The sequence below is a fragment of the Streptomyces sp. NBC_00988 genome (assembly GCF_045162645.1).
Classification (GTDB): domain Bacteria; phylum Actinomycetota; class Actinomycetes; order Streptomycetales; family Streptomycetaceae; genus Streptomyces.
Map to the genome: position 1 here is coordinate 42,402 of NZ_CP108730.1, position 25,520 is coordinate 67,921.

Genomic DNA, 25,520 nt, shown 5'->3' on the forward strand with positions numbered 1-25,520 from the left:
GTCCGACCCGTTGCCGCTCCCCGTTTCCACGTTCTCGACGCGCGAGCCGCCCAGCCTGGCAGAGAGGATCACTTCTGACCACCCCAGAACCTTGGCCCTCCCAGGAGAGGGCGAGAGGAGATCACTATCCTGAACAGGCGCTCTCCTACGACGAGTTGACCCCGCCGGAACGTGACCTGCGGGACGCGTTCCCCACGAGCCCTGGGCCGCCCTCTACACCTTCACCGCTGAGTGCGTTGTGGCAAAGGGAGTCCCTGTTCGATGTGTGCGGCGCGGGTGATCATTCGGACAGAGGTGCCGGTGGGGTCGCGGGCATGAAGAAACGGGCCTCCCGGTAGTGACGTGGTTGTTGAAGCCCGTCACGGTCAAGGAGACCCGTTGTCCGGACAGTTGACCATTTCCGCTGCGCCCGCGTCCATCACGGCCACTCCGGAGTGTGACTGCTACGTGCACAGGTTCGGTTCGATCGCTCCGGGGCGGCGGGCGCGGTGCTATCCGAGTGACATGACGGACGGGGAATGGGCCGAGGTCCGCTCCGCGATGCCGGTACCGGCCTGGCTGCTCAAACGAGGTGGTCGCCCGGAGGCGCACTGCCACCGCGAGATGCTCGACACTGTGCGCTACCTCGTCGACAACGGCGTGAAGTGGATGGCCGTCCCGGTCGACTTCCCGTACTGGCGGGCGGTCTACGACTTCTTCCGCCGCTGGCGGACCTACAACTACGTACGGGAACTCTACGAGCGCCTGCGCCGGACGGCGAGGGAGCGCACGGGCCGCAATGCCGAGCCCAGTGCCGGGATCATCGACAGCCAGTCGGTGGACGCCTCCGAGACCGTCGGCGAGGACAGTCGCGGATACGACGGCGGTAAATCACGCGACGGGCGCAAGCGCCACGTCCTGACCGACACCGAGGGCCTGCTCCTGGAGGTCACCGTGACCACCGCGGACGTCCACGACTCCAAGGCCGCCCCCGCGCTGCTGGAGACATTCATGGAGCAGCCGGGCCGGCTGCTGAAACTGGTGTGGGTCGACAGCGCCTACCAAGGTCCGGCGCTGGCGAAGGCGTTCGCCCGCCACGGGGTCCGGGTCGAGGTCGTGCGCCGATCCGACGGGCAGCGCGGATTTGTCATACTGGCCCGCAGATGGGTGGTGGAGCGCACGCTGAGCTGGCTCTCCCGCTCACGCCGCCTCAACCGCGACCACGAACGCCGTGCCGACCACCACCAGCAGATGGTGTGGTGGGCCGCCGTGATCAGGCTGTCCCGGCGCCTGGCCGGGGACGCTCCGCACTGGCCGGAGAAACGTCCCGACCGACTGCTCCGGGCGCGGGCGTGAACCGTCCGTCCTTCTCCCGCACCAGCCAGCCCCGCCTCTCCAGCACATAGGCACGGTGACGGATCTTCTCCACCTCGTTCTTTGTCTCCGCCTCCCGGCCCACCGCCCGCGCCAGCTCCACCCCACTCACCGGCCCCGAAGCGGCCACCACCGCGGCGAACACCTCCCCATACAGGCCGCTGAGCACCTCCTCACCCATGCCCGACCGCCACACCGGCGGCTGCTCGCCATGCACCGCCCCGGAGCCACTCGATCCCACAGCGGTAACCACCGCACCACCGGACGGCACGGAAACCGGCGAACTCACCGGGCTCTCCTCGGCCAGCACCGACACGAGTTCCTCACGCCCCACCCGGGCCCGCTCGACTCGCTCCCGCGCGGCATCCACCTCCGCCTGAGCCTGCTCCAGGACCTCTGTCCAGGACTCCAGATCCCGCCTCGCCCGCGCCTCACGCTGTTCCATCAACCCCAGCACCGACGGCATCGCGACCTCCTCGATCAACAACAAGCCGCCCGCTGCCTGCCCCTACCTCTCCGCGACCACGCCCCCCACACGAAGAAGCCCCTGCTCACCGAACAGGGACTCCCTTTGCCACAACGCACTTAGCGGCACCGGACCTCGACGGTGGCACCGTCACCGTCTACTGGGACGGCCACGGAGGCCAATGGAAACGCCACATATCGGCTTTTCCTCAGAGCTGACCTCGATTCGTCGGCACGGTCGGAGCGCTGATTGAACCTGAGCCTCGACGATTGTCATGGAAGCCTCAGACACAGCTTCTAAGCGTTCCTCCAGCGCCTGGGCGATGAGCGCAGGGACCGGTCGGCGAGGTGCCATGCCGCGGCGGGCGGGGGGTGTCACGGGCGGTCGACGCTCTCTTCACCGTGCCGACACCGTTGACGCGCCCGCCCTCCCCGGCCAGGACAGCCTTCTCCCACCGACGTCAGGCGGCTGACTGCAGTTCGGGGCGGGCCTGCAGGTAAAGGCGGCTGGTCGGGGAGGCGGGGTCGTAGAGGGCGGTCATGTAGCCGAAGGTCGCGGAGAGCGCCGTGCGTACCGGGGCCGGCAGGTGGGGGTCGGTGGTGATGCGTTCGCGGGCTTGGATCTGCAGGTCGATGACGAGGCCAGCGCAGATGTCCTCGGCGCGGCTGTCGTGGATGAGCCGGGTGATGGCGGTGAGGTCGTCGTCGGCACCGTTGAGGTAGGCAAGGAGGCGGTCGCGGTCCGCACTGGGCAGGTGGTCGAGGGCGGCGCGGACGAGGACCGTGCGCCGCCGGCGGGCGAGGTCGGAGGTGTTGGCCAGCGTCAGGACGGAGTCGATCGGCTCCTCGCTGCCGAGGACGCGGGCCAGTTCACGGAACCCGGCGAGGTCGTTTTGGACCTGGAACGCCTGGCACAGCGTGAGCCCGGCCTCGGTGATGCGCTCCAGGACGGTGTTGTCGTGTTCGACGAGGGCGGCGGCGAGGTGGAGGGAGCACAGCAGGTAGGGAGCGAACTGCCCGGAGTGGACGCGCAGGATGGTGTCCTGGGTGACCGCCTGGGGGTCCTGCACGGCATCGAGGTGGAGCTGCTCGGTCTGTCCGGAGGCGACCTCGGCCGTGGTGCGCTGGACGATCTCCGTCAGCCGGGCCCGCAGGCCCGACGGGAGCGCGCTGCGCAGGATGGGCAGTGGGGCGATCCCGGCGAGGACGTCGCCGGCGAAGAGCGCGGCGCTGGCCGCCTCGGAGCCGAACGGCCCGGCGAGCGCATGGTGGGCGGTGGGCTGGCCGCCGCGCTGGGTGTCGCCGTCGACGATGTCGTCGTGCAGGAGGATCCCGCCGTGACGGACCTCCAAGGCGGCGGCGACCGCGACCAGGTCGCCGTCGTGCACGGTCACACCGAGGGTGTGGGCGGCGTGCAGGAACGCCATCCCGAGGAGGCGCTTGCTGGGCCGGGTGATGTACACGGCGGCGGCATCGTGGACGGCGGGATCGCTGATGCGGGCCGTGGCCTGCCGGAGATCCGTGTCGGCGAGATGGGTCAGGACGGATTCCAGGTCGAGCTGCCACTGGACGAGGTCGGAATCGGTGGGCAGGCGCACGGCATCCTCCAAGAAGGGGGTCAGGTGGTGGGGTTGGGCCAGGGGATCGCGGTCTCGGCGGGCTGGTCGTAGTCGACGCCGGCCACGTCGAAGCCGTACAAGCGGCGGACCTCGCCGGTGAACCAGTCGAGGTCCGCGAGGGTGCTGATGCTGTCGGTGGTGGCTTGGTCCCAGCGTTCGGCGGTCTGGGCCTGGACGTCGTCCGCCAGTTCCCAGGTGTCCAGGCGGACCCGGCCTTCGTCGTCCAGGACCAGCTCGGTGGCTCCGGTCAACTGGTCCCACAGTTCGGCGAGTTGGCCAGCCGGGGAGATGAGCCGATCGCCGAGTACACCGCGCAGCAGCCCGACGTACAGGGCGATGCCGGGGATGGCGGTGGAGGACTGGGTGACGGCGGCACCGTTGACGGAGGTGAGGGCGCGGCCGGCGACGAGCTTGCCGAGGCGCTCGTCGAGGGTACGAGCGGTGGCTTCCAGGTGGGCCTTGGCGGCGCCGATGGTGCCCTGGCGGTAGATCGCCGCGGTGAGCGGGGAGCCGATGTAAGAGAGGGCGGCCGTGGTGAAGCCGTCGGCGAGCAGGTCCCGGTCGGCGAGGTGGGTGATCCAGCGCTCCCAGTCGGCGCCGCCCATCACCGCGGTGGTCTGCTCGATGTCGTCGCCGCCCGCCGGTCCGGTCTCGACCTCGCGGATCTCGGGCCGTCCGTCCTCGAAGACGAGCGTCTTGGTGCGGTAGGGCTCACCGATCGGCTTGAGAACGGACGTGTAGACGGTTCCCGTGTCGGGATCGGTGCGCCGGGGCGCGGCCACGGAGTAGACCAGGTAGTCGAGCCGGCCGCCGAACCGCTGCCCGATCAGATCGGCGACCTGCTCCTTCAACTCGTCACCGAACGCGTCCCCGTTGAGGAACACCCAGTCGCTGCTGGCCTCGGCCGCGAGCCGGGCGGTGGCCGCCGTGCGGTACCAGCCCGCCGTGCCGGTACGACGCTCGGTCGGCGCCTTCTCGAAGCTGATGCCGATGCCCCGGATCCCGGCCCGCTTGATCCCGGCGAGGGTGGCCGCCAGCCCGTACCCGGCCGAGGAACCGATCACCAGCGCGACCGGCTGCTTCGCGGGAGGCTCGGCCGGGGTGGGGATCGCCTGCCACATGTCGGTGACGATCCGCTCGCAGCCGGCCGGGTGGGAGTCGAGGAAGAGGAAACCACGGCCGCGGGGAGCGATGACGCGTTCGGTCACGAGAAGTCCCTTCAGGAGGCGGGCGCCATCAGGCGGGCGACCGCATCCTGCAAGTCTGCAACGCTGCGAACACGCGCTGTCACCTCGTCGGCGACAACAATGCCGAGGCGGCCTTGGAGTGTTTCCACGATCTCCAGCAGCTGCAGGCTGTCCACGCCCAGGTCGTTCGCCAGGGCGGCCGTAGGCCGCGCGCACACCTCCGGGGGCAGTCCGGTGATGGTGACCATGACGTCGGTGACGATCGCCCCGGAACTGGCGTCGTCACCCGTCCCGGCCGCCCTGACAGTCGTGTCCTGGCTCATCGCGGCGTCCCGTCGGTCTGGGCGGCACGGGTGCGGGTGAGGAGGGCGTGCGCGGGGATCACCGCCGTGGTCGGGTGTCCCGTGGTCTCCCCGGTGGCCTTGTCGTGCTGGCCGATCAGCAACGCGCACGAATCGCAGAACGAGGTGCACGGCGTGTGCTGGGTGAACTCGGCCGGGACCACGCCGTGCAAGGCCTTCAAACCGCCGCCGGCGCGGACCCGCGCGACGTAGGCGGACTCGTTGGCGCGGGCCAGGACGGTCCGGGCGGGCTCGCGCAGCAGATTCCCGAACGACAGCTGATCGGGGACGTTAAAGGCCGCGCACGAGAACCAGCAGCCGTCTTGCTTCAGCAGGGACGTGGGCAGCACGTAGGCGCCGACGGTCGGCGCGAAGCAGTCGAAGCAGTGGTCCATCCACTTCGCCACCGGCGTCGTACCCGGACGGTGGACGGCCGCCTGGTCCTCCAGCCGCTCGTTGACCAGGTAGACACGCATCGTGGAGTGCACCCGCTCGTGCGGGAACGCCCCGTACGCCGCCTCGTACACCGCGAGCAGCGCGTCCATCCGGTGATCCCGTCGCGCCGGGTCGGCGAGCGAGGACACGGCGACGTTCAGCTCGCGGTCGCTGTAGTGGGTGACCGCGTGGTGGATGATCCGGGCAACGTCCTCCAGCGGGGTGGTCTGCTCGCCGATCGACAGCATCAGCAGCGGCACGAACAGCGCGTTGCCGAAGAAGCCCGCCTTCTCCAGCCGCTCGAACTCGGGACCGCACCGCCGTGCCGTGCCCCACACACCGTTCGTGGTCAGCTTGGAGATGTCGATCCCGGCCGTACGGGCCTGGGAAATGAGCCGGAGCAGGGCCCGGGGCGCGGTGAACGGCTCACCACCGGTGATCGCGATACTCGGCAGACCGATCGCCGTGAACTGCCGCAGCAGGAACGAGATCTGGCCGTCGGTCAGGGTCCGCCCGTCCGCGAGCGGGAGCGCGCCCATCCCGCACGAGGGGCAGGCGTCGTTGCACTTGGTGGTCAGCTCCATCTCGATCCGCATCGGCAGGTACGGCGCGCTCGTGTCGACGCCGGCGGCCGCCCAGCGGGCCCGGACCCGCTCGAACACGTCGGGCACCTTGACCGCGTACTTGCCCTGGTAGGGCACGACGGGTCCGCGGCCCTCGACGAACAGGTGCTGCCCTTCCTTGATCACAGTGGACTCCTCGCCGGGCACAGCCGCGCCCTGGCCTCCAGAGGTGGGACGGCACGGGGGAGCGTGCCGGTGGCCAGCCTCCCGCCCGGCCCGGGCACAGGTCTGTATGCCCGCTGTCTGCCCGCCCTTTCCAGCAGGCGGGCGGCCGTACTTGCCCCGCGAGCCGGGGCAGGCCACGGTAGAGCTGACAGGGCATCAATCGGAGGGGGGAGCCGGTGCGCGCTTCGCGGCTGGAGCAGCATCCGCTCACGTACGTCCGGCACCGGCTCGGCTGGAGCATGGAACGCCTCGCCCGCGAGCTGCATCTCGCCGCGGCCCGGCACGGCATGATCCTCAACCCCGACCGTGACCGCGTCTACAAATGGGAGTCAGGCCGGGTCCACGCCCCGGACGGCGACTACCAGATGCTCCTGGCCGAACTCCTCGGTGTCGACCAGGAGTTGGTCCGGACGATGGGCTGGCCGTGGTGGCTGCCCGCCTACGACATCCCGTACGGCTTCGAACCGGACGGCACCCGCGCCGTTCTCAGGGAGGTCCTGGTGGCCCTGCAGCACCCCGAGCGCCCCGACCGGCGGGCGTTCCTCGCCGTCGGCGCCGCGGCCCTGACCGGTGTCGGCCAGCAGTGGGCGGCCGTCGAACCCGGGCGGCTGCTCGGCGCGTTGCACGGGCGGCGCGTGGACGGCACGCTGCTGGCCTGGCTGGAGACCCGCACCGACGAGTTGCGCGCCATGACCAACACCAACGCCCCCGAGTGCACCGACCTCGTCCATTCCCTGCTGCGCACCTCGATCCAGCTGATCGACAACGCCGTCTACGACCACGCCACGGAACGCCGACTGCACCAGGTCACGGCCTCGGCAGCCCAGTGCGCCGGATGGCTGCACTTCGACCAGGGCGAGCACGCCGCCGCCCAAACACATTGGATCGCCGCCCTCCACGCCGCACACACCAGCGCGGACCGCGACCTCGGCGCGGGAATCCTCTCCGATCTCGCCTACCTCGCGACCTGGTTGAACCTGCCCACCACCGCGGTCACCCTGTTGGAGACCGCGCAGTCCCGGACCCGCTCACCCGCCGCCCGCGCCGTGCTCCACCTGCGCCGCGCCGGGGCGCTCGCCACCGCCGGCGACGAACGCGGCACTGGCCACGCCCTGATCACGGCCGAGAACGACCTCGACCGCGCGCAGCCCGGTACGACACCGGCCTGGGCGTCCTGGATGTCGCAGGCCGATGTCGCGATCGACTCCGGCCGGTGCTGGCTCGCCCTCGGCCGCACCCGCACTGCGCAGGAATCCCTCTCCCAGGCCGTGGCACTGCTGCCGCCTTCCCGGGAACGAACCCGCTCACTCGCCCTGGCCTACCGAGCCGAATCGGCGCTCGCCCAACACGACCTCGACGCGGCCGCCGCCGACGCGCGCACCGCCCTCGACACCGCCCTCGCAACCGACGCCGGCCGCTGCATCACCGTCGTCCGCACCGCCGTCGACCACATCGCCGCGCACCGCACCCACCCCGCGGTCACAGCCCTTCGCGAGTACGCACAGACCACCCTCCCCGCAGCTGGGTGAGGCTCATGCTCCCCGCGCTCAGGTGCGGACTCCCCTTTTCATCGGTCAGCTCGTCGGCTGGGCCTCCGGGCTGACCGATGAAACCAGCGCTCACCCATGGCTGAGACTGGATCATCCGGGTCGTGGACCTGGCCGGGCTGCCGGTGTGGAGGGCGCTGACCGAGTCCGCGCGATCCCCGCCAGTTGCTGACGTTCTCGGGCCCTGCGGTCGGCGCCTACCTCGTTGTCTGAGCGCTGGGCACATCAGACCCGCTTCAGGCAGGCCTAGGGACCGGGCCTCCCGGAGCGATCCGCCACAGGATTATGAGCCTTTCCACCGCGGACGGTGGGCAGCACGTAACGTGAATGCGTGCAATGCAGCCGTTGCGGGGCGGAAATTGACACCCGAGCACTCCTCCTGATCCAGGACCACGAGGTCGCGAGGACGGTCGAACTGTTCCGTGGGGAGCTGGACTTCCTGCGATGCGCGGCCGGGTGCCAAAGCGATATCCCCGCCAAGGTGCTCTTCTGGGCGTCCGCCGAGCGAAGGATGAGCCCAGCGAGCTACCGAGCTGCTCCACCCCGCGTCGGTTGGCCCACCGTACGACATCTTCCGGGCCAGGCGCGGGCGCAATGAGGCCAGTCGATGCTTCGTGGCCGTCATTGAGCACGCCCCCAAAATGCCCTGAGTCGCCGCGCCTTGCAATGTCCGGACAGCGAGCGAGGGGTTCACCGACGGCATCCCCGCTTCAATCGCCATTACAGCCCCGGCTCAGCCTGTAACAAGTCCGCGTCACTCGAAGGAGTTGGGCTCTCTTGCGCTGCTGAACGCGCAGCACCGGGCTCACGTACTGTCACGTGCCTGCCGCATGTAGCCGGGCGTTGCTGCTGGCCGAATCAGGGAGGGGACGGTGCCGAGGTGATAACGGATTCCGACTGGGGCGAACGCGGGCTGTGCAAGAGTGCCGACCCGGACGAACTGTTCGTCGTGGGAGCCGCCCAAAACCGGGCGAAGGCCGTGTGTACCGGCTGCCCCGTGCGCACCGAATGCCTGGCCTACGCCCTGGACGAGCGCATCGAGCACGGCATCTGGGGCGGGATGACGGAACGTGATCGAAGGGCACTTCTGCGCCGTCGGCCGACCGTGACTTCGTGGCAGCGCCTGCTGGAGACCGCCCGCTCGGAGCACGATCAGCAGACCCGTTCCGTTGCCCCGGCGAGCGGGCTGGTCCAGGTGCTGGACGAGGCCTGCTGATCGAGGGTCAGGGCCTCCCCGGTCCCGGGGAGTTGGTCTCTGCTCAGGTCGGGAGGAAGACGGCGGTGCCGGGGCCTTCGGCGTGGGCCTCGACCCGTACGCGAAGGTGTTGGTCCATGCCGTCGGCCAGGCGGCGTGCGACGGTGGCGTGCACCCATCGGGCCAGGCCGAATCGGTCGGTCACCGCCATGGCGGCGCTGTCGTCGACTCCGAGGCGTTCGAGCTCCCGGTACTGCAGATCCCGCTCCAGTTCGGCGACGACGATGCGCAGCGCGGCACTCTGTTCCTCCCTGGTGAGCGTGACCGGGGTCTTCAGCTCAACGGTGATTTCGTAGCGGTGTCCGCGGTCCGGCGAGCACATGTGGTCCGGCGTCCCCCGCCGGCTGCGAGGTGGTACAGGTACGCAGTGAAGCCGTGCCGGCTGGTCAGGGTTCCGGATCCGGTGCCGGTGCCGGTGACACAGATTTCGGCGCTCTGTTCCAGAACGTGGTGAACGAAGCGGAGCCGGGCCGGGTCCACGTAGCTGCCATCTGCTCGGTACATGGCCGTGCCCGGCAGGAAGAACTGCGCCATGGTGAGGGCCGTCGACCAACCAGGGAGAGCCCTGCGCCTCCACGGGGCCGACCGCTCGGCCGTTGCCGGGGTACTCGGCGACGAGGTCTCGGCACGCGTGCTTGGCGTCTTTCTTCGAGAGATAGTGCCGGTGGCCGATCCAGGCCGGGATTCCCCGGGACATGATGCCTCCGATCTCTGCCGTGAGATCAGCGTGCGGGCAGTGGTGCCAGCGCGCATCGCGACGTCGCCGACCGCTCGTGCGGCTGGGCGGCCAGAGCGGCAAAAGCGGAGGCCGCCGGGCACCCGCCGCATTGAGGTCGCGGAGGCGTGCAGCCGACGAAGCCGCGCGGCGCGAGCCGTGCGGAACATCAACCCGGCGCCCCGATCCCCTCGCCCACCGCCCACGCTCCCGCCCCACCCCCCTTTCCTCCTGGTGTTCGGGCGGGTCGTGGGTGGCGTAGAGGGGATGTCAGCCCAACCGGAAGCCCCGACCACGGCAGCTGACCAGCGGCAACAACAGGCTGCGGAATCCGGCGTGCGCAGGAGGTAGCGCAGGAGAAGACGCAACGGATGGTGCACGAGAAGGTGCGACCCCGACCGCGTTCCCCGCTCCGGCCGGGGACGCTCCGGAGGTGCTGTTCACGATGGCGTGCCTGCACGGCCTGCGGGCCAAGCTGTGCGACGGCCTCGGCTCCTTGGACCGGTTCCCGTTGGAGGTGGGCGCGATGGCCCGGAAGGTCGCCGAAGCGCTCGAAGTCCCGGAGTCGGCCACGACGTAACGCTGGAGTCGCGCCGTCGTTGGACAGCGCGACGCCAAGTGCCGGGCCCTGGGGATGTCATGGCTGATCCACCGGGGCCCGTGATGCGTCCGGCTCGGGGCCAACTCTGGTTGTCCGTCGGGTCGGTGAGCCAGTTGACGACGTCGGCGTCGTTCATCCGGGCCGCCTGTGTCTCGTGGGCGTCGCCGTGCTGGACGACGTGGAAGCGGCCCGGCTGGGGGTGACGCTGCTTCGGGGCGGGTCCGGCCGCCGGGGCGAAGCGCCGCCACGTGTCGGCCGTGAACCGCGCCAGGATCACCGTGGCGAACTGCTCGCGGGCCTCCGGGCCAAGGGGACGCCCTGTGGGCGGGACGCGCGGTCCGCGTCCACGTCATCTTCGGCGGGCGGCCCGACACCACCGTCTCGAGCGCGGTGACGGCCGGGGACGTCTTCGGGTCCGTCCTTCTCCCGGAACGTCTCCCAGTAACGGGCGAGCTGCCGCAGCGTGGCGTTGGCCTCGCCGATCACGACGAATCAGCCGCAGCACGCCGTCCAGGTCGCCGCCCAGGTCGAGGCGGCGCTTGAGTTCGTCGGCGAGGCCGACCAGGGCGTCATGGATGCCGGCGGTGTTGCCGCGGTGGGTCACCGTGGGCAGGACCCTCGCCCACAGGTGGGAGACCCGCTTGGGAGCGTCGACTGGGCATCAGCCCGGCCACGGCAGCACGAAGAGTTCAGGCCATTGACTCCTCCACCGCAGTGCCTTGGTCTCATAGACGGCCCGCGGGGCAAGCGCCGGATTGGGCCGGACAACGAGGTTGAACACATCGGAGAGTCCATGGGGGGCATAGACGCGCCATCGTCCGTCCGGCTCCAGACGCACCCCCAAGCAGCACGTCGTCGCAGCAAAGGAATCGATCGCCGACTCGGTGGACTCGTGCGGGGCGCAGGGCACGCCGAACTTCTCCTCGTACCAGAGGTGCACACGTGCTTCATTGCGGATCTCCACCTCGGCCGGCACCCCGTCGAACACCTCCCGCCCAGCTTTGATCACCACGTCTTCCGCTTCCCAGGACAGATCGGAGCCGTCGAAGTAGAAGACGTCGTAGTCCTTGATGCCGCTGGTCGGCGGCTTGTCAGTGACGACGTTCCACACCGTCTGGAACAGACAGCCCGCGGTCACATACCAACCGGGCAAGTTCAGCGTCGCAGTTCTGGCCAGCACATCCGTCAAGACCTCGTTGCGGGAGAGGACCGTCCGCAAGACGTCCAGCTGCTCATCAAGGGGAAGTCGACCAATCACTGGTTCTGACTATCACGACGAGTTCCCTCAAAGCGATGAGCCAGCGCCCCCCTCACCGTCCAGCACGTCCCGTACCCGGCGCTCGCCCTGGCGGCCGGCATAGCCAGCTTCATCGGAGGCGCGCTGTGGCTGGGCCGCTGACAGCCCCGCAGCAGGAATGGACGGCAGCAGCGTCTGCGGCTCCCGGCCGTGCCCGGTCCAAGGATCCGCCGTCCCGCGGGAAGGGTGGCGTCCTCGTGTTCGGCGTCCTGCACGAGAGGGTTCGCAGTGCGTTCGGCGGGCAGCAGCCGTTGGGACGGGGGCACCACCGATGCCGTACTGACAGGGACGGGTCCGGTGCCGAGCCGTCGGCGCCTGGTGCTCACACCCGCAGCGTGCCACGTACGGACCGCCGGTCCCGCCTGCGTGCAGTCAGGAGGCGGGCCGGTACGTGGCGGCCGGGCCCGTTGCCGTTGCGCCTCACGGGACCGCACCGGGTGTCGATCGGGCGAATACCCCAACCTCCCTTCCAAATTGCGGAGTTGGCGGGCCTGCCGACCGCCGAGAGCGACCTGCAGCTGGGTGAAGTCCGGGTGGTCCTCCGTCCCGTTCTCGCGAACGTGGATGAGGCATCCCCGGCAGAGTCCGTACTCGGTCGACGCCGGCAGCATCGAACGCCTGCACCGGTCGCACCGCCCGGGCGGACAGCAAAGACCGAAGTTGGGGCGCGCCCAGCTGCGACAGCCAGGGCACAGCCGGCTGGTGATGCCCCAGCATCCACAGTCCTGGCAGCTGCCGACGGGCCACCGTGCCGGCCGACGCCGTGTCCTCGGGCGGAGGAGGCCCGCTCGCCGCAGAACTTCGGCAGTGCCGCCCGGGATTCCACGGGGCACCTGATCGAGGGTCTCTTCGGCTACGACCGTCTCACCGTCGGAGTCCCTGATCGACAGGACGCCCCGGAGCTGACGGTGGACCAGCCGGCGCCATACATCGCCGACCTGCCGCTCTGCGGCAACCTCGGCGACCACGGCGGTCAGGGCCTCCCACTCCGGCCAGGTGCGGTCACTGATGCGGTCGAGGTGAGCGCTGGTGATTTGCGACATCCCGTGAGTTCTTCTGAGCCTCGCTGAGTCTCTGACCCTGTGGCCAGGGGGTTCTTCCTCCTTCGAGTGCTCTGTGGTCGCGTGACGTAACTTCGGGATTCTTGAAGCGTTCTCACCGTGTCCGACCGATCCGCAGTCGGGCCGGATGGCGTCCCGCGTGATGGTGTAGCCGATCGACGTTGAGTAGTGCGCCGGTGTGCTCCGGCTGTTGGTGTCCGCTCCCTGCGCAGGGGACGGGCCACCGTGCAACTCTCCCTGATGAACGCCCAGTTCACCGAGGGGAGGAGACGAGCAGTGGCCCTGTCCCAGTCTGAACTCACACGCCTGCTTCAGTCGCTGCATTCGACCGAGGGACTCGAACTCGTCCGCAGTGTCGCCGAGCGGATGCTGCAGGAACTGATCGAGGCCGAGGCCGCGGCGAAGATCGGCGCCGAGTGGAACGAGCACACCGAGGCCCGCACCAACTACCGCAACGGGCACCGCGACAAGACGCTCACCACCCAGGCCGGCGACCTCGACCTGGCCATCCCCAAACTGCGGTCCGGCAGTTTCTTCCCCTGTCTGCTGGAGCGTCGGCGCCGCATCGACCAGGCTCTCTACGCCGTCATCATGGAGGCATACGTCGAGGGCGTCTCCACCCGGTCGGTCGACGACCTGGTCAAGGCCCTGGGGGCGGACACCGGGATCTCCAAGAGCGAGGTCTCCAGGATCTGCGCCGCCCTGGACGAGCCGTTGACCGCGTTTCGCACCCGGCCGCTGGACCACACCCGATTCCCCTACATCTACCTCGATGCCACCTATTGCAAGGCGCGGGTCAACCACCAGATCGCCTCGCGTGCGGTGGTCATCGCCACCGGCGTCACCGAGGACGGCGGCCGCGAAGTCCTCGGCGTGATGGTCGGCGACAGCGAGACCGAGGCGTTCTGGACCGAGTTCCTGCGTCACCTGCGCGAACGCGGCCTGTCCGGGGTCCGTTTGGTCATCGGTGACCATCACAGCGGCCTGGTCGCCGCGATCGGCAAGGTGATGCTCGGCGCCGCCTACCAAAGATGCCGGGTCCACTTCCTGCGCAACGTCTTCGGCGTGATCGACAAGAACGCCGGTGAGATGGTGGCCGCGACGATCCGCACGATTTTCGCCCAGCCCGGCCCCAGCGCGGTCAGGGCCCAGGTCGACACCGTCGCCGACATGCTCGGCGGTCAGTTCCCCAGGGTGAAGAAGATGCTGCTGGAGGCCAAAGACGATCTGACCGCCTTCGCCGTCTTCCCGGAGCGGCACTGGAAGAAGATCCAGTCGACCAACCCGCTGGAGCGGGTCAACAGGGAGATCAAGCGCCGCACCGACGTCGTCCAGGTCTTCCCCAACGACGACGCCCTGTTGCGGCTGGTCACCGCCGTGCTCTTCGAGATGCACGACGAATGGATCGCTTTCCCCCGCCGCTACCTCCCTGAAGGCAGCATGGAGGACCTCTACCCAGAACTCCCCGAAAGCGCCCCGGCGCTGACCAACACACCAAACGCGCCCACCAATTGATCGGCTACACCATCACGCGGGACACGACCTCGGGCCGAAGGTGAGGGGGCTCGGGTTGGCGGCGCTGGCAGTTGTACGGGACCTGCGCGAGCGCTGGGCGCCCGCGTCGGCGCAGGAACTGGAGCAGTTCGAGACCGACGCACTGTCCGGGTTCGTCCTCGCACGCGCCTTGGCAGGACTGGCGGACGGCACGATCCGCGGGGATGTCGGGCACCTGGACCAGATCAGGACCTGGTTCGGCCGACCACTGTGGGATATGGAGCCGGCCGACGCCGACGCGCACTTCGGGAAGGTGTTGCGCGGCTCGCCGAGCGGCACCCGGCTGGCCCGGTCCCAGGCGCTGAGCACGTACTTCATGTTTCTGGAGCTGCGGCACAAGGTCGAACTGCACCGGATGACCGGCCGAGTCATCGAGTGCCCGATCGACGAGATGAACAAGCCGCGCGGCGCGAAGGACGCCCAGCTGCGGATTCCACCGAGCGAGCCGGAGGTCGGGACGCTCTTCACCGGCTGGGGCGGCGAGCTGGCCACCTGCCGCAAGTTCGCTCCTACCGCCAGGAACTACACCGCCTCGAAGCTGCTGTCCCAGGTCGGCCTGCGAGTGAGCGAGGTGTGCGGGCTCGACCTGGATGACATCAAGTGGGACTTGGGCCGCTTCGGCAAGCTCCACGTCCGCCACGGCAAGGGCCCCCGCGGATCGGGCCCGCGCGAACGGATGGTGCCGCTGATCAACGGCGCCGGCCGGACCCTTCGGTGGTTCATCGAGGACGTCTGGGGCCAGTTCGACGACGACCACACCCGCCCCGGCGCCCCGCTGTTCCCCTCCGAGCGCAAGAACGCCGACGGGTCCTCGCGGCGAGTGGGCGACGACGCCCTGCGCAATGGGCTCAAGGACGCGGCCAAAGTGTACCTGCCCGGGTGGGGCGAGGAGCTGACACCGCACGTCTTGCGGCATTTCTGCGCGTCTCAACTCTATGGAAACGGGCTGGACTTGCTCGCAATCCAGGAGGTTTTGGGACACTCGTGGATCGCCACCACGATGCGATACATCCACGTCCAGCAGACCCGGGTCGAGGACGCCTGGGTCGCCGGGATGGAACGGGCCGCGAAGCGGCTGGAAGGACTGGTCTGATGAGGTGGAACCTGCGGCTGACCGCCGCAAATAAAGGGGTCTGGAAGGCTTCTGAGCTCCAGCGCAACCTGGCCGAGCACGGGTTGGTGATCTCGGCGGGGAAGATGTCCGGCCTGTGGTCCGGGCAGCCCGTTTCGCTCAAATTGGAGGATCTGGACGTCATCTGCGTCGTCCTCGGCTGCGAGATCGGCGACCTGCTGATCCCCGAGCCGGAGAAGGTGAGCCGCCCGGGGCAGGCGGAGACGGAACGAGCGGCGGTCGGCGCGGGGGCTGCCACACCGGCAGTGATCCCCAAGCGCCGGGACGGCCGGTCGCTGCCGCCGGAGTGAACTGATGGCACGCTTCCCGAAGGGCTACGTCAAGCCCACCAGCTCCTGCCCAGGCTGCCTGGCCTGGGGCGACTTTCGCGGTCGGCTCTGTCACACCTCCTACATGTTCGGCCGCAGCCACGAGACGGCCGTCTGCATCGGCTGTTGGCGAGTCCAGCCGCTGAAGTGGGAGTACTGCCGTCTGTGCTGGTGCCAGGCCCGACTCAACGCCAGGACCGCCACCGGCATGCCGACCGTCAGCGGCGAGGTGTTGACCTCGTGGCTTCAGGCCGTCCGCCATCAGCAGCTCTTCTTCGTGGGACTGCACTACCGCAGAGGATCAGCTCTCACCGCCCTGCATCACGTCAAGGCGCGAGAAGCATCCCGCAGGCCACCACCCATGTCGCACTCACAGCCGAGAACCGGTTGGAGGCAACTACCGCTGTTCGAGCAGGTTCCGCGTGACTTCGGACGGCTCGACCCGGCCGCCACCGACCTGGCCAGCCCATGGCTGGCCTGGGCGAAGCACCTCGCCCACCAACTCACCGAAGCCCGGGGCTGGGGACGCGGCATCCGCTTCGCTGTCAACCGCGGCCTGGCCGTCGTCCTCACCGGGTACGTCGAGGGCGACGTCATCCGCCACAGTGAGATATTCACCCCGCTCCGTGCCCTCGACCTGCGGGTTGGTCACGTCATCACGGTCCTTGAGGAGATGGGAATCTTCCTGGACGACGAGGAACCCTTCTTTGAGCGATGGCTCGGTGAGCGACTGGAAGGTATCGCCCCCGGCATCGCTGCGGAAGCCGAACGCTGGACCCGTGTTCTGCGCGACGGCGGCCCCCGCAGCCTGCCCCGGCAGCAAGCCACGGTCCGGCTCTACCTCAACCGGGCCCGCCAAGCACTGTTGGCGTGGTCGAACCGCTACGACCACCTGCGGGAGGTGACCCGAGAAGACGTTCTGGCCCATGCCAAGACACTGCACGGCCACCACCGCATGGACGAGCTCGTCGCCCTGCGCTCACTGTTCGCCTGGGCCAAGCGGTCCGGCCTGATCTTCCGCAACCCGGCCAGCCGTATCAAGGTCGGCCAGATCGAGTACAGCGTGCTCCAGCCGCTCGCACCCGAACAGGTCGATCGCTCTGTCGCCGCGGCCACCACCCCGGCCTCCCGGCTCGTCCTCGCTCTCGCGGCGGTCCACGCAGCCCGGGTCGCTCAGATCGCCACCGTCATGCTCGACGACGTCGACATCGGGAACCGCCGCCTGACTATCGCCGGGCGAGTCCGGCCGCTCGACGATCTCACCCTGAAACTACTGCTGGACTGGCTGGAATACCGGCGCAAGCGCTGGCCGAACACGGCCAACCTCCACCTGCTGATCAACAACCAGACCGCCACAGGCACCGGTCGCGCCAGCAACCGCTGGATCCGTGGGCCCCTGCGCGGCCAGGAAGCGACCTTGGAGCGGCTCCGCGTCGACCGGCAGCTCGAAGAGGCCCTGACCCACGGGCCCGATCCGCTCCACCTCGCCGAGGTGTTCGGGCTCGATGAGAAGACAGCGATGCGCTACTCGGACTCCGCGCGAGCACTACTGGAACAGGCCGCTGAACAGCAGCTTCGATGATGTCCGGGCTTCTGCCGTCAGTTTTCGGGGGGCCGCGGCGGCGCGGGTTTCAGTCCGTCCAGGATGAGGTCGAGGAGGCGTTCGGCCTGCTCTCGCTGCTCGGGCTTAGCCGAGGTGAGGGCGATGCCAGCAAGGGCGGCGAACATGTCGGTCGGGCTGATGTCGGACCGGATCGTTCCGGCAGCGCTATTGGCGTCCATGAGGGAGGAGAGGGCGGTCTGAATCATCTCGTGACTTTCGGCGTAGGGATTGGTTCCCAAGTTGACGACGGCTCGCAGGGCGTCGGCCATGCCGAGTTTGGCGGTGGCGTAGTCGATGAAGCGGCGGGTCCAGGCTCGCAGCGCCTCAGGCGGTGACATCGCCGCAAGGAGGCCGGGGACGGCGTCGCACAGCCGGGCCACTTCGTTGCGGTACGCCGCCTCGATCAGAGCTTCCCGGGTCGGGAAGTTGCGGTAGAGGGTGCCGGTTCCCACGCCCGCTTCTCTGGCGATGCGCTCGAAGTGCGCATCCAGTCCCTCCTCGGTGAACACGCGCACCGCGGCGGCCAGGATCTTCTCCCGGTTCCGCTGTGCGTCAGCCCTCAGCGGGCGTCCTGCATCCCGGGCCATCAGTGGCTCTCCCTTGTCTCCATTTGCTAAGTGGAGGCTCCGCCACTTAGTGTGAACGAAGTGGCGGAGCCTCCACTTTCACTGTAGGGCACGGCCGCCCCCACTCCTCCGCTGGAAGGACTGTCCATCATGTCGGGAATCGAAGGCAAAGTCGTGGCGATCACGGGCGCCAGCAGCGGCATCGGCGAGGCGACCGCGCTTCTGCTCGCCGAGCGCGGTGCGAAGATCGTCCTTGGGGCACGCCGTCCGGAGCGTCTTGAGGCTCTGGCCGCCCGCATCGAAGAGGCCGGCGGTGAAGCCGTCTGGGCCCGCACGGACGTGACGCGACGCGAGGACCTTTCCGGCCTCGTCAAGCTGGCAAGCGATCGATACGGCCAGCTCGACGTCCTCGTCAGCAACGCCGGGATCGGCTTGATCTCCCGTCTGGATGACCTGCGCGTCGAGGACTGGGAGGAGATGATCGACGTCAACCTCAAAGGGGTCCTGTACGGGATCGCCGCGGCCCTTCCTGTCTTCCGGGAGCAGGGCTTCGGGCACTTCGTCAACACCGTGTCCACCGCCGGACTGCGTATCGTGCCGCTCCAGTCGGTGTACGCCGGCACGAAGAACGCCGTGCGCACCATCTCCGAGGGCTTGCGGCAAGAGGCCGGCGACAGCCTGCGCGTCACCGTCGTCTCTCCCGGTGCCGTCCGGACGGACTTCGCAGAGCGCATGGATCCGGCGGTGAAGACCCAGATCGACAAGATGATGGAGACCGCTCTTTCGCCCGACGCGGTGGCCCGCGCCATCGCCTTCGCCATCGAGCAGCCGGACGGTGTCGATGTAGGCGACATCGTGGTTCGCCCCACCGCCCAGGGATAGTCTGCGCAACCACGCAGCCCACCCCCACGTTCCTACCGAACCCCCGGATACCCCCAGCCGACGCACACGGACCGACCCCCGAGTTCCCGCTGAACAAGCTTCAGTTCCGCTGAACCCACGGGCCTTTCCGGCCTCGGGGAACGTCGGTACAGCCGTTGGCGCTGAGATTGATCATGGGGTCTAGCTGCGGATCTCCGTGTTCGGGTGAGGCTGGGCCTGGAGGCGTTCGCAGAGGTCGATCTCCTCGGGAGTGAGCGGGTCCCCGGGCCGGGCGGATCTGGCGGTGGCGACGGGGCAGGCGGCCGAGGCGGAGCGGCTGTTCCGGCAGTCCCTGACCATCCGTGAGGGGTTGGCGGCCGGTGAGCCGGCAACACCACCTACACCCGCGACCTCTCCATCTCCTACGAGTGCCTGGCGGGTCTGGCGGTGGCGACGGGGCAGGGTGTCAATCCCCTCGAACTGTGGAGACCTTCCTATGCAGCCAGTTCCTCGGTGAGGCTGGCCCAGTAGTCGTGTTCGTAGTCGATCGGGCTCTTGAACCCGCACACGCTGTGTAGCCGTCGGGCGTTGTAGAAGTCGGTGATCCAGGTGGCGATCCGGATGCGGGCTTCGGTGCGGGTGGCGAAGGCGTGCCGGTGGACGTACTCGACCTTCAGGACGCTGTTGAACGCTTCACTGACGGCGTTGTCGAAACAAGATCCGACCCGGCCCATGGACTGGAAGATGCCTAGTTTGCGGCAGGCGCGGCGGAACCTCCGTGAGGCGTATTCGGCGAGTTCAACCAGTCGTTGCAACACCGGGCTGTTGCAGCGAGCGTAGCTGCTCTTCGAAGACCTCGGCGGGTGTCCGCCAGCCGAGGGTCTTGCGGGGCCGGTTGTTGATCGCCATGGCGACGGCTTCGAGGTCCGTGGACGACCACCGGGACAGATCGGTGCCCTTCGGGAAGTACTGACGCAGCAGCCCGTTCGTGTTCTCGTTCGTCGGTCGTTGCCAGGGCGAGTGGGGATCGGCGAAGAACACCTTCGTCCCGGTATCGATGGCGAACTGGGCGTGGCCGGAGACGCGGTGCGAAATGCCGTGCTCGGTCCTGAAGTCGCTGATCACCCCGACGACGGATGCCGGGTCCGCCACGGCTACTTCACCCACAGGACCATGCAGCGTTTGAGGACATCACGCTCCATGACCAGTTCCTTGTTGTCCCGCTTGAGCTGGGCGTTCTCCCGCCGCAACCGCTCCAGCTCGTCGCTCCCGCCGGCCGGTGCCGTCCAAGTCCGGCGGGCGCGGGAGACCCAGCTCGCCAGCGTGGTCTCGTTGATCCCCAGGTCATCCGCGACCTCGGCGATCGTCTTGCCGGTCTCCGTGACGATCCGAACGGCTCCCTCACGGAACTCCGGATCAAACTTCCGTCGCTTCTCCGCCATGCCTCCCAACTTCCCCTGCAGTCACGGTCTTCACGCTACGAGGGGAGGGACAGGTGTGTGTCTCCCCTGCCTCCGGCTTTGCGGAAGTCGGGTACCGCCCGAGGTACCGAGCGCGGTACCTTGGGCCCATGCCTGCACTCAATGTGGAATTCACTGAGGACGAGATGGCGCGGCTGCGCGATCGGGCGGCTCTGACGGGCCGGAGTCTGAAGCAGCACGTGCACGATGTGACGGTTCAGGAAGCTGACCGGCTCGCCTTCGTGGAGGGGGCGGTCGAGGAAGCTGCCCGGGTGTTGCCCGGCGTCGTGGCGCGGTTTCCCGAGGGACAGCGGTGAGCCCGATCATCCGTGTCGATGTCGGCTGGGTCCTGCAGATCCAGTCGGCGATCTCCCCGCTGAACGTGCCCATCGCGGACTGGGGCGCTCTGGGGTTCATGGCCGACCGGCACACGTTCGAGCGGGAACGCGGCAACCTGTACTACGAGGAGGCCGCCTCACGGGCCGCGACTTTCCTGCACACCGCGCTGCTGCTGCGGCCCTTCACCGACTACAACCTGGTCATCGGCTGGGCCTGCGCCAGCCAGTACATGCACGTCTCCGGCCAGCCCCTTCAGGCCAAGGACGATGATCTGTACGAGCTCGCCCAGGCGGTCCGCGCACAGGAAGCCGATCTGCGCACGGTCGCGCAGCGACTGGAGTCCTGGCGCAGCGAGTGACGTACGGGACCGAACGGGCAGAGCAGGCGGGAGATAGGGAGCGGGCTGTCGCCGTCGGCTCCCGGGGGGGTGCCCCTATCTGTTTCGTCAACCCTGGTGGGGTCGGCTTGTAGGGGTTGATCCTGGTTTTCGGGAACGTCCCGCGAAGCGGGATGTTCCCGGTGGATCGGGTGGCTGGTGGGCAGCCCGGTGGCCGGCAGGGCCGCAGTCGCCGTGCCGGTGCGTGGGCGTGGGCGTGATGGGGCCTGGAGGGTAGGGGCGGTGGAGTCGTCAGGCAGCGAGGTCGACGTCGCCCGGGGTGCGTGCTTCGTAAAGAGCCCCGGTGCGGATCATCGCGTGGATGACGTTCACGCGCTGGCGGGCCAGGCGGAGGATCGCCTGGGTGTGGGTCTTGCCGCGTGCGCGTTGACGGTCGTAGTAGATCCGGGAGGACGGGTCGGCTTTGCAGCCGATCGCCGCGAACGCGGCCTGGAACAGGGCGCGTTTGAGGAGCCGGTTGCCGCGGTGGGGTGCGTGCTCGCCGCGGATCGAGGTGCCGGAGGACTTCGTGGCCGGGGCGAGCCCGGCGTAGGAGGCGAGGTGTCCGGAGCTGGGAAAGCCGGTGCCGTCACCGATCGCGACGATCACGGCAGCCGTGGTCCTGACGCCCAGGCCGGGCAGCGACGTCAGGAGGTGGAGAAGAGGGAGGGCCTCCAGCAGGGCGGCGATCTCCTGCTCGGCCTGGCGGCGCTGGGTGTGGGCGGCGGCGAGCTGGGCGGCCAGGCCGGGCACGATCAGCGCGGATGCCTCGGTGCCGGGAACGACGAGGGTCTGCTCGGCGAGCGCGTCGAAGATCTCGGTGGTGAGGTGATGGGCCTTGCGCGAGCCGTGTGCCTTGAGCAGGGCCTCGCAGCGGGCCCGGCCCAGTTTCTTCAGCCTGGCCGGGGAGCCGTGGCGCTGGAGGAGGGCCTGGATGTAGGGGTAGGCCAGGCGGGGGCCGAGGACGCGTTCGAGGGAGGGGTGGATCTGGGAGGGGCCTTGACCCTTGATCTTGGACACACGAGACACTGGATCCTGAGGATCTGAGAACGGACATCTCGTGGTCATGAAGAACTTCCATGAGCGCGATCGGCTCCAGCTCGGACAACGCACTCGCCGAGTCCTTCAACGCGACGTTCAAACGCGAGACGCTCCAGGGCCGCAAGACCTGGCCCAGTGAACGCGATGCCTGCCTCGACGCGTTCGGCTGGCTCAACCGCTACAACACCCGACGCCGTCACTCCCGCCTCGGACAACGCAGCCCCATCGCCTACGAGACAGCACTCGACACAACATCAACTACCCTGGCCCAAGCCGCATAGCCCGTGTCCAAGATTCCGGGTCAAGGCCCCTCGCTCCATGTGATCATTTCTCGTCCCCGCCAACGGGCGAGAGACGCTCCACCATGATCAAGATCCGCCCCGGCCCTTCACGATCAACAGACCCCTCAGCCCAGCCGCTACTGATCCGGGCCGGGCGGCCGGTCATAGGAGCTCAACAGCCCTTCGATGCGCTGGTTGTTGATGGACTGCCGGTCGTACAGGCACTTCGCGTATCGGGACAGAAAAACCTCGACGCTGTTGCCGGCCCGCTGGGCGACCTCGGCCGGGTCCGCGCCCGCGCACAGCCACGTGGACAGCGCCGAGTGCCGCAGGTCGTTGGGCCGTTTCGCGAGCGGAGTGCCGGTGAGGGCGGGCGGCAGGGCGAGGTCACGGCTCTCGTGCCAGACCCGGTGGTGGGTGCCGTAACTGATGACCCGCCCCTGTTCGGTGAAGAACAGCCGCCCGTCATCGGCCGTGCCGAACGTCGCGACGTGGTCCCTCCACATGGCCACCAGGCGCGGAGGGAGCGGAACGACCCGCGTTTCCCCCGGCGGACGGTTCTTCAGCCCGCGCTCGTCGTGAAACTCGCCACGGTCAGTCCACCTTTTGCCCGCCTGCGGCCGAGTACGGTGCAGGATCAACCACCCCCAACCGTTCCGCGGTAGGGAGCAGTCCGGCAACGCGACCGCGACCGTCTCCTCTGGGCGCAGGCCCGCGTAGTACATGCCCCGGCGGTCCGTACCGAAGTGATGTCCCGGTCGGCGGTGATCATGATGACGTCTGGGCGGGCGCCGCCCTCGTCCGAGCTGAGCAAGCATGACGCCGCCGAGCCGACGGACAGGTAAGGGCGCACAAGCCCGGGAACGCCTCCCACTCGCCGATCGTCTACAGTGCGACGAACGTCTACACCCTTGTAGTCATTCGTATCTGCCCGTTCACCTACGTCAGGTGGTCCAAGGGAAAGGGGCGCTGTCAGTGGATGGCCGCTCGCCTTGGGGCACGGCACCACGGTGACTCTGGCGCGCTCCACGCGGAGCGATGCCGCAGCGACTCGTCACCGGCCGCCTGGCGGCGTGTCGGGCGGACACGGCCCACTGGCCGCCCGAATCACCCATCTCGGACACGACCCGCCCGGCCGGAGCACCTGAGGGAGACCATGCGTCACAAGATATTGGTCGTTGAGGACGATCACGTGCTGCTGGACGTGCTGCGCCGTGGGCTGTACGAGGAGGGCTTCGAGCCCGTCCTCGCCGTCGACGGTGCCACCGCCCTGCGGCTGGCCACCAGCGACATCGCGGCGGTTGTCCTGGACATCGGGCTGCCCGACGCGGACGGTCGGGACGTGTGCCAGGCGCTGCGCACCAACGGCTTCCTGGCCCCGGTCATCTTCCTGACCGCCCGGCAACAGCTCGCGGACCGGCTGTCGGGGTTCTCGGCAGGCGGTGACGACTACCTGGCCAAGCCCTTCCATCTGGCCGAACTCACCGCCCGGCTGCGTGCGTCCGTGAAGCGGGCTGCGCCGGCCGCGGCGATCGCGGTCGGGGACCTGATTCTGGACGCGGTCGGCCACCGCGTCACCGTGCATGGCACGGCCGTGGCCCTGTCCCCCACGGAGTTCGGGCTGCTGGCCACACTCGTGGCCGCGGGCGGGAGCGTCGTTCGGCGCCGCGAACTGGTCGCGGCGGGCTGGCCGGAGGGTGCCCAGGTCAGTGACAACACACTGGACCAGTACCTGACCCGGCTGCGGCGGAAGCTGCGTGAGGCCGGCAGCACGCTGACCATCGGCACGGCGCGCGGGATCGGACACCGCCTTTCATGAAGCGCCTTGTCCTCGATCAGCTGGGAGGAACAGCGGGCGGCCGAAGCCATGGAGACGCCGGCTTCGACCGCCCACGTGAGTCCGCGGACATGCCCGGGCCGACACAGGCGGCCGCCTGCACTGACCACAGCTCGTCGGCGTGTGCCCAGGCGGCGCGGCTCTCGGCGCGGCCCCGCACACTCGACCCGTCGCCGGGCGCAGGGGGTCTGTCAGCCCATGTCCGTCAGGAGGGCGTTCAGTTCCTTCTCCTGCTGCGCAGGCGGCATCGGCGGGTTCGAGTGGTCGATGCCGAAGGTGCCCAGCACCTTGTCCATCTGGGCGTCGATGGAGGTCCAGCCGGTGTTGTCCAGCGGCTGCAGCAATGCCTGGTCGGCGTCCCACAGGTCACGCAGCGACTGGGCGGCCGTGTGCGCTCCCTTCGCGTTCCCCGAGCGTGCGTCCTTGAGCGAGGTGGAGGCGAGGTTCTTCAGCGCGGCGACCTTGGCGGGCGGGAACTTCTTCACCGCCTGGCCGGGAGCCATCTGGACGGCGGAGGTGTTGTCGGCCTCCGGCGCCGGGCCGGTGTGCGGCTGGCTGTGGGCCCAGATCAGCAGGCCCATGGTGGCGACGGCGAGCAGTCCGAAGCCGGCCAGACCGACGCGCTCCTTTCGCCGGTCGCCGGTGGCGTGGGTGACGTGGGCGGCCTCGTAGGTCTCGGTCACGTCCGGGCGTGTCACCGTCAGGTAGGCCACGGTGGCCAGGATCAGGCCGAGGAAGATCAGGCTGGTGGTGAAGGTGCCCAGCGCGAGGCCGGTCGGCTCGCCCGGCTGAGCGACCTTCGGGGAGGCGAGCCAGTCGCCGATGTTCGCGCCCAGCGGGCGGGTCAGGATGTAGGCGAGCCAGAAGGACAGCACCGGGTTCGCGCCGAACTTCCACAGCAGCGTGATCGCCGCGATGAGGCCGAGCGGCAGCATCACCGAGGCGCCCGGGCTCCAGCCGGTGAGCTCCAGGGTCCAGTCCCCGGTCGCGGTGCCGAGCGCGAAGGTGACGAGAACCGCGAGCCAGTAGAACGACTCACGCGGAAGCGTCGTGACCGAGTGGATCGAGAGGGTGCGCTCGCGCAGCCACCACACGCCGAAGACCACGGCGAGCAGAACCGAGAACACGGCGGAGCTGATCCACAGCGGCACATTGAGCTGGTCGGTGAGGATGTCGGTGTACAGGGTGCCCGTGACACTGACAACGACCACGGTCAGCCAGTACGGGAACGGGACGTACCGCTTGAGCCGCATCTGGACGGCCAGGACCACGACGAACACCGCGGTGAAGATCCAGGCCGTGTTCACCAGGCCGACGCCCAGCTTCATGTTGATCCAGTCGGCGAAGCTCTCACCGACAGTGGTGCACAGGATCTTGATCACCCAGAACCAGATGGTGACCTCGGGGACCTTGTTGAGCATGAGGCGCCCGCTGCGTGGGCGTGCTTCCGTTGTCGTTGTCATGCAGGGAGGCTTACGCAGGGAACCTGCAAGCAACC

23 protein-coding genes and 4 pseudogenes are annotated in these 25,520 nt (G+C 68.8%); 13 read left to right on the forward strand and 14 right to left on the reverse strand.

Annotated features, from left to right (window positions below; all coding sequences use genetic code 11):
• The first annotated feature begins 504 nt into the window (after positions 1 to 504).
• A complete protein-coding gene (locus tag OG496_RS00205) occupies positions 505 to 1,335 on the forward strand; it encodes an IS5 family transposase (protein WP_405968995.1) in 831 nt (276 codons plus the stop codon).
• Here OG496_RS00205 and OG496_RS00210 read toward each other — a convergent pair.
• From OG496_RS00210 to OG496_RS00230, 5 genes are all read right to left on the reverse strand, one after another.
• Positions 1,253 to 1,843: a hypothetical protein gene (locus OG496_RS00210; RefSeq protein WP_405968996.1), complete on the reverse strand. Its 591-nt coding sequence runs from the start codon at positions 1,841 to 1,843 to the stop codon at positions 1,253 to 1,255. The genes OG496_RS00205 and OG496_RS00210 overlap by 83 nt on opposite strands.
• 436 nt (positions 1,844 to 2,279) lie before the next feature.
• The gene (locus OG496_RS00215; RefSeq protein WP_405968997.1) at positions 2,280 to 3,416 is read right to left on the reverse strand and encodes a polyprenyl synthetase family protein; all 1,137 of its coding nucleotides are present in this window, start codon (positions 3,414 to 3,416) and stop codon (positions 2,280 to 2,282) included.
• 20 nt (positions 3,417 to 3,436) lie between these two features.
• Positions 3,437 to 4,645, reverse strand: coding sequence for an enoyl-[acyl-carrier-protein] reductase FabV (gene fabV / locus OG496_RS00220; RefSeq protein WP_405968998.1), 1,209 nt, complete (start codon positions 4,643 to 4,645; stop codon positions 3,437 to 3,439).
• Positions 4,646 to 4,656: 11 nt separating this feature from the next.
• Entirely contained in the window at positions 4,657 to 4,947 is a 291-nt protein-coding gene (locus tag OG496_RS00225) for an acyl carrier protein (protein ID WP_405968999.1), read from the reverse strand.
• Complete coding sequence (locus OG496_RS00230) at positions 4,944 to 6,149, reverse strand: radical SAM protein (RefSeq protein WP_405969000.1); 1,206 nt, start codon at positions 6,147 to 6,149, stop codon at positions 4,944 to 4,946. The genes OG496_RS00225 and OG496_RS00230 overlap by 4 nt, the downstream gene beginning before the upstream one ends.
• Positions 6,150 to 6,364: 215 nt before the next feature.
• On the opposite strand from OG496_RS00230, the gene OG496_RS00235 reads away from it, so the two are divergent.
• Complete coding sequence (locus tag OG496_RS00235; protein WP_405969001.1) at positions 6,365 to 7,717, forward strand: XRE family transcriptional regulator; 1,353 nt, start codon at positions 6,365 to 6,367, stop codon at positions 7,715 to 7,717.
• Positions 7,718 to 8,618: 901 nt separating this feature from the next.
• Positions 8,619 to 8,951, forward strand: coding sequence for a WhiB family transcriptional regulator (locus OG496_RS00240; RefSeq protein ID WP_405976526.1), 333 nt, complete (start codon positions 8,619 to 8,621; stop codon positions 8,949 to 8,951).
• A gap of 43 nt (positions 8,952 to 8,994) precedes the next feature.
• Here the strand turns inward: OG496_RS00240 and OG496_RS00245 are convergent, their stop codons facing one another.
• Positions 8,995 to 9,312 (reverse strand): hypothetical protein, encoded by a 318-nt coding sequence (locus tag OG496_RS00245; protein WP_405969002.1) that lies wholly within the window; start codon positions 9,310 to 9,312, stop codon positions 8,995 to 8,997.
• Positions 9,313 to 10,138: 826 nt separating this feature from the next.
• On the opposite strand from OG496_RS00245, the gene OG496_RS00250 reads away from it, so the two are divergent.
• Positions 10,139 to 10,285: a hypothetical protein gene (locus OG496_RS00250; RefSeq protein ID WP_405969003.1), complete on the forward strand. Its 147-nt coding sequence runs from the start codon at positions 10,139 to 10,141 to the stop codon at positions 10,283 to 10,285.
• A 682-nt stretch (positions 10,286 to 10,967) separates the two neighbouring features.
• Here OG496_RS00250 and OG496_RS00255 read toward each other — a convergent pair.
• Positions 10,968 to 11,564 (reverse strand): nucleotidyltransferase family protein, encoded by a 597-nt coding sequence (locus OG496_RS00255; RefSeq protein WP_405969004.1) that lies wholly within the window; start codon positions 11,562 to 11,564, stop codon positions 10,968 to 10,970.
• 1,376 nt (positions 11,565 to 12,940) lie between these two features.
• Between OG496_RS00255 and OG496_RS00260 the strand changes: the two genes are divergently transcribed.
• The 4 genes from OG496_RS00260 to OG496_RS00275 are packed head-to-tail and all read left to right on the forward strand — an operon-like array spanning position 12,941 to position 17,240.
• A complete protein-coding gene (locus OG496_RS00260) occupies positions 12,941 to 14,179 on the forward strand; it encodes an IS256 family transposase (protein WP_405969005.1) in 1,239 nt (412 codons plus the stop codon).
• Between the two features lie 55 nt (positions 14,180 to 14,234).
• Positions 14,235 to 15,311 (forward strand): tyrosine-type recombinase/integrase, encoded by a 1,077-nt coding sequence (locus OG496_RS00265; protein ID WP_405969006.1) that lies wholly within the window; start codon positions 14,235 to 14,237, stop codon positions 15,309 to 15,311.
• Entirely contained in the window at positions 15,311 to 15,640 is a 330-nt protein-coding gene (locus tag OG496_RS00270; RefSeq protein ID WP_405969007.1) for a helix-turn-helix domain-containing protein, read from the forward strand. The genes OG496_RS00265 and OG496_RS00270 overlap by 1 nt, the downstream gene beginning before the upstream one ends.
• A 4-nt stretch (positions 15,641 to 15,644) precedes the next feature.
• Positions 15,645 to 17,240 carry a hypothetical protein gene (locus OG496_RS00275; RefSeq protein WP_405969008.1) on the forward strand — a complete coding sequence of 532 codons (1,596 nt, stop codon included), beginning with the start codon at positions 15,645 to 15,647 and terminating at the stop codon, positions 17,238 to 17,240.
• A gap of 17 nt (positions 17,241 to 17,257) precedes the next feature.
• Here OG496_RS00275 and OG496_RS00280 read toward each other — a convergent pair whose 3' ends face one another.
• Positions 17,258 to 17,848, reverse strand: coding sequence for a TetR/AcrR family transcriptional regulator (locus tag OG496_RS00280; RefSeq protein WP_405969009.1), 591 nt, complete (start codon positions 17,846 to 17,848; stop codon positions 17,258 to 17,260).
• A gap of 129 nt (positions 17,849 to 17,977) precedes the next feature.
• Between OG496_RS00280 and OG496_RS00285 the strand changes: the two genes are divergently transcribed.
• Positions 17,978 to 18,709 carry an SDR family oxidoreductase gene (locus OG496_RS00285; RefSeq protein WP_405969010.1) on the forward strand — a complete coding sequence of 244 codons (732 nt, stop codon included), beginning with the start codon at positions 17,978 to 17,980 and terminating at the stop codon, positions 18,707 to 18,709.
• Positions 18,710 to 19,182: 473 nt separating this feature from the next.
• On the opposite strand, the gene OG496_RS00290 is transcribed toward OG496_RS00285, so the two are convergent.
• The 3 genes and pseudogenes from OG496_RS00290 to OG496_RS00300 form a co-directional block, all read right to left on the reverse strand.
• Positions 19,183 to 19,503: an integrase core domain-containing protein gene (locus OG496_RS00290; RefSeq protein WP_405969011.1), complete on the reverse strand. Its 321-nt coding sequence runs from the start codon at positions 19,501 to 19,503 to the stop codon at positions 19,183 to 19,185.
• Positions 19,487 to 19,771 (reverse strand): annotated as a pseudogene (locus OG496_RS00295) (IS30 family transposase); the annotation flags it as partial. The pseudogene OG496_RS00295 and the gene OG496_RS00290, both read right to left, overlap by 17 nt.
• A gap of 71 nt (positions 19,772 to 19,842) precedes the next feature.
• Positions 19,843 to 20,130 carry a transposase gene (locus tag OG496_RS00300; protein ID WP_360072061.1) on the reverse strand — a complete coding sequence of 96 codons (288 nt, stop codon included), beginning with the start codon at positions 20,128 to 20,130 and terminating at the stop codon, positions 19,843 to 19,845.
• 128 nt (positions 20,131 to 20,258) lie between these two features.
• Here OG496_RS00300 and OG496_RS00305 point away from each other — a divergent pair, with 128 nt between their 5' ends.
• Both OG496_RS00305 and OG496_RS00310 read left to right on the forward strand, forming a co-directional pair.
• Positions 20,259 to 20,465: a hypothetical protein gene (locus OG496_RS00305; RefSeq protein WP_366498551.1), complete on the forward strand. Its 207-nt coding sequence runs from the start codon at positions 20,259 to 20,261 to the stop codon at positions 20,463 to 20,465.
• The gene (locus OG496_RS00310) at positions 20,462 to 20,845 is read left to right on the forward strand and encodes a hypothetical protein (RefSeq protein WP_405969012.1); all 384 of its coding nucleotides are present in this window, start codon (positions 20,462 to 20,464) and stop codon (positions 20,843 to 20,845) included. Before OG496_RS00305 ends, OG496_RS00310 begins: the two co-directional genes overlap by 4 nt.
• Before the next feature lie 270 nt (positions 20,846 to 21,115).
• On the opposite strand, the pseudogene OG496_RS00315 reads toward OG496_RS00310, so the two are convergent.
• Positions 21,116 to 21,856: pseudogene (locus tag OG496_RS00315) on the reverse strand (transposase); the annotation flags it as partial.
• Positions 21,857 to 21,939: 83 nt separating this feature from the next.
• Here OG496_RS00315 and OG496_RS00320 point away from each other — a divergent pair.
• Positions 21,940 to 22,185 (forward strand): annotated as a pseudogene (locus OG496_RS00320) (integrase core domain-containing protein); the annotation flags it as partial.
• A gap of 137 nt (positions 22,186 to 22,322) precedes the next feature.
• Here OG496_RS00320 and OG496_RS00325 read toward each other — a convergent pair.
• Positions 22,323 to 22,910, reverse strand: a pseudogene (locus OG496_RS00325) (site-specific integrase); the annotation flags it as partial.
• Positions 22,911 to 23,341: 431 nt separating this feature from the next.
• On the opposite strand from OG496_RS00325, the gene OG496_RS00330 reads away from it, so the two are divergent.
• Positions 23,342 to 24,004, forward strand: a complete 663-nt coding sequence (locus OG496_RS00330; protein ID WP_405969013.1) for a response regulator transcription factor — start codon at positions 23,342 to 23,344, stop codon at positions 24,002 to 24,004.
• Positions 24,005 to 24,213: 209 nt separating this feature from the next.
• Here the strand turns inward: OG496_RS00330 and OG496_RS00335 are convergent, their stop codons facing one another.
• Complete coding sequence (locus OG496_RS00335; protein WP_405969014.1) at positions 24,214 to 25,485, reverse strand: hypothetical protein; 1,272 nt, start codon at positions 25,483 to 25,485, stop codon at positions 24,214 to 24,216.
• Between the last annotated feature and the right edge of the window lie 35 nt (positions 25,486 to 25,520).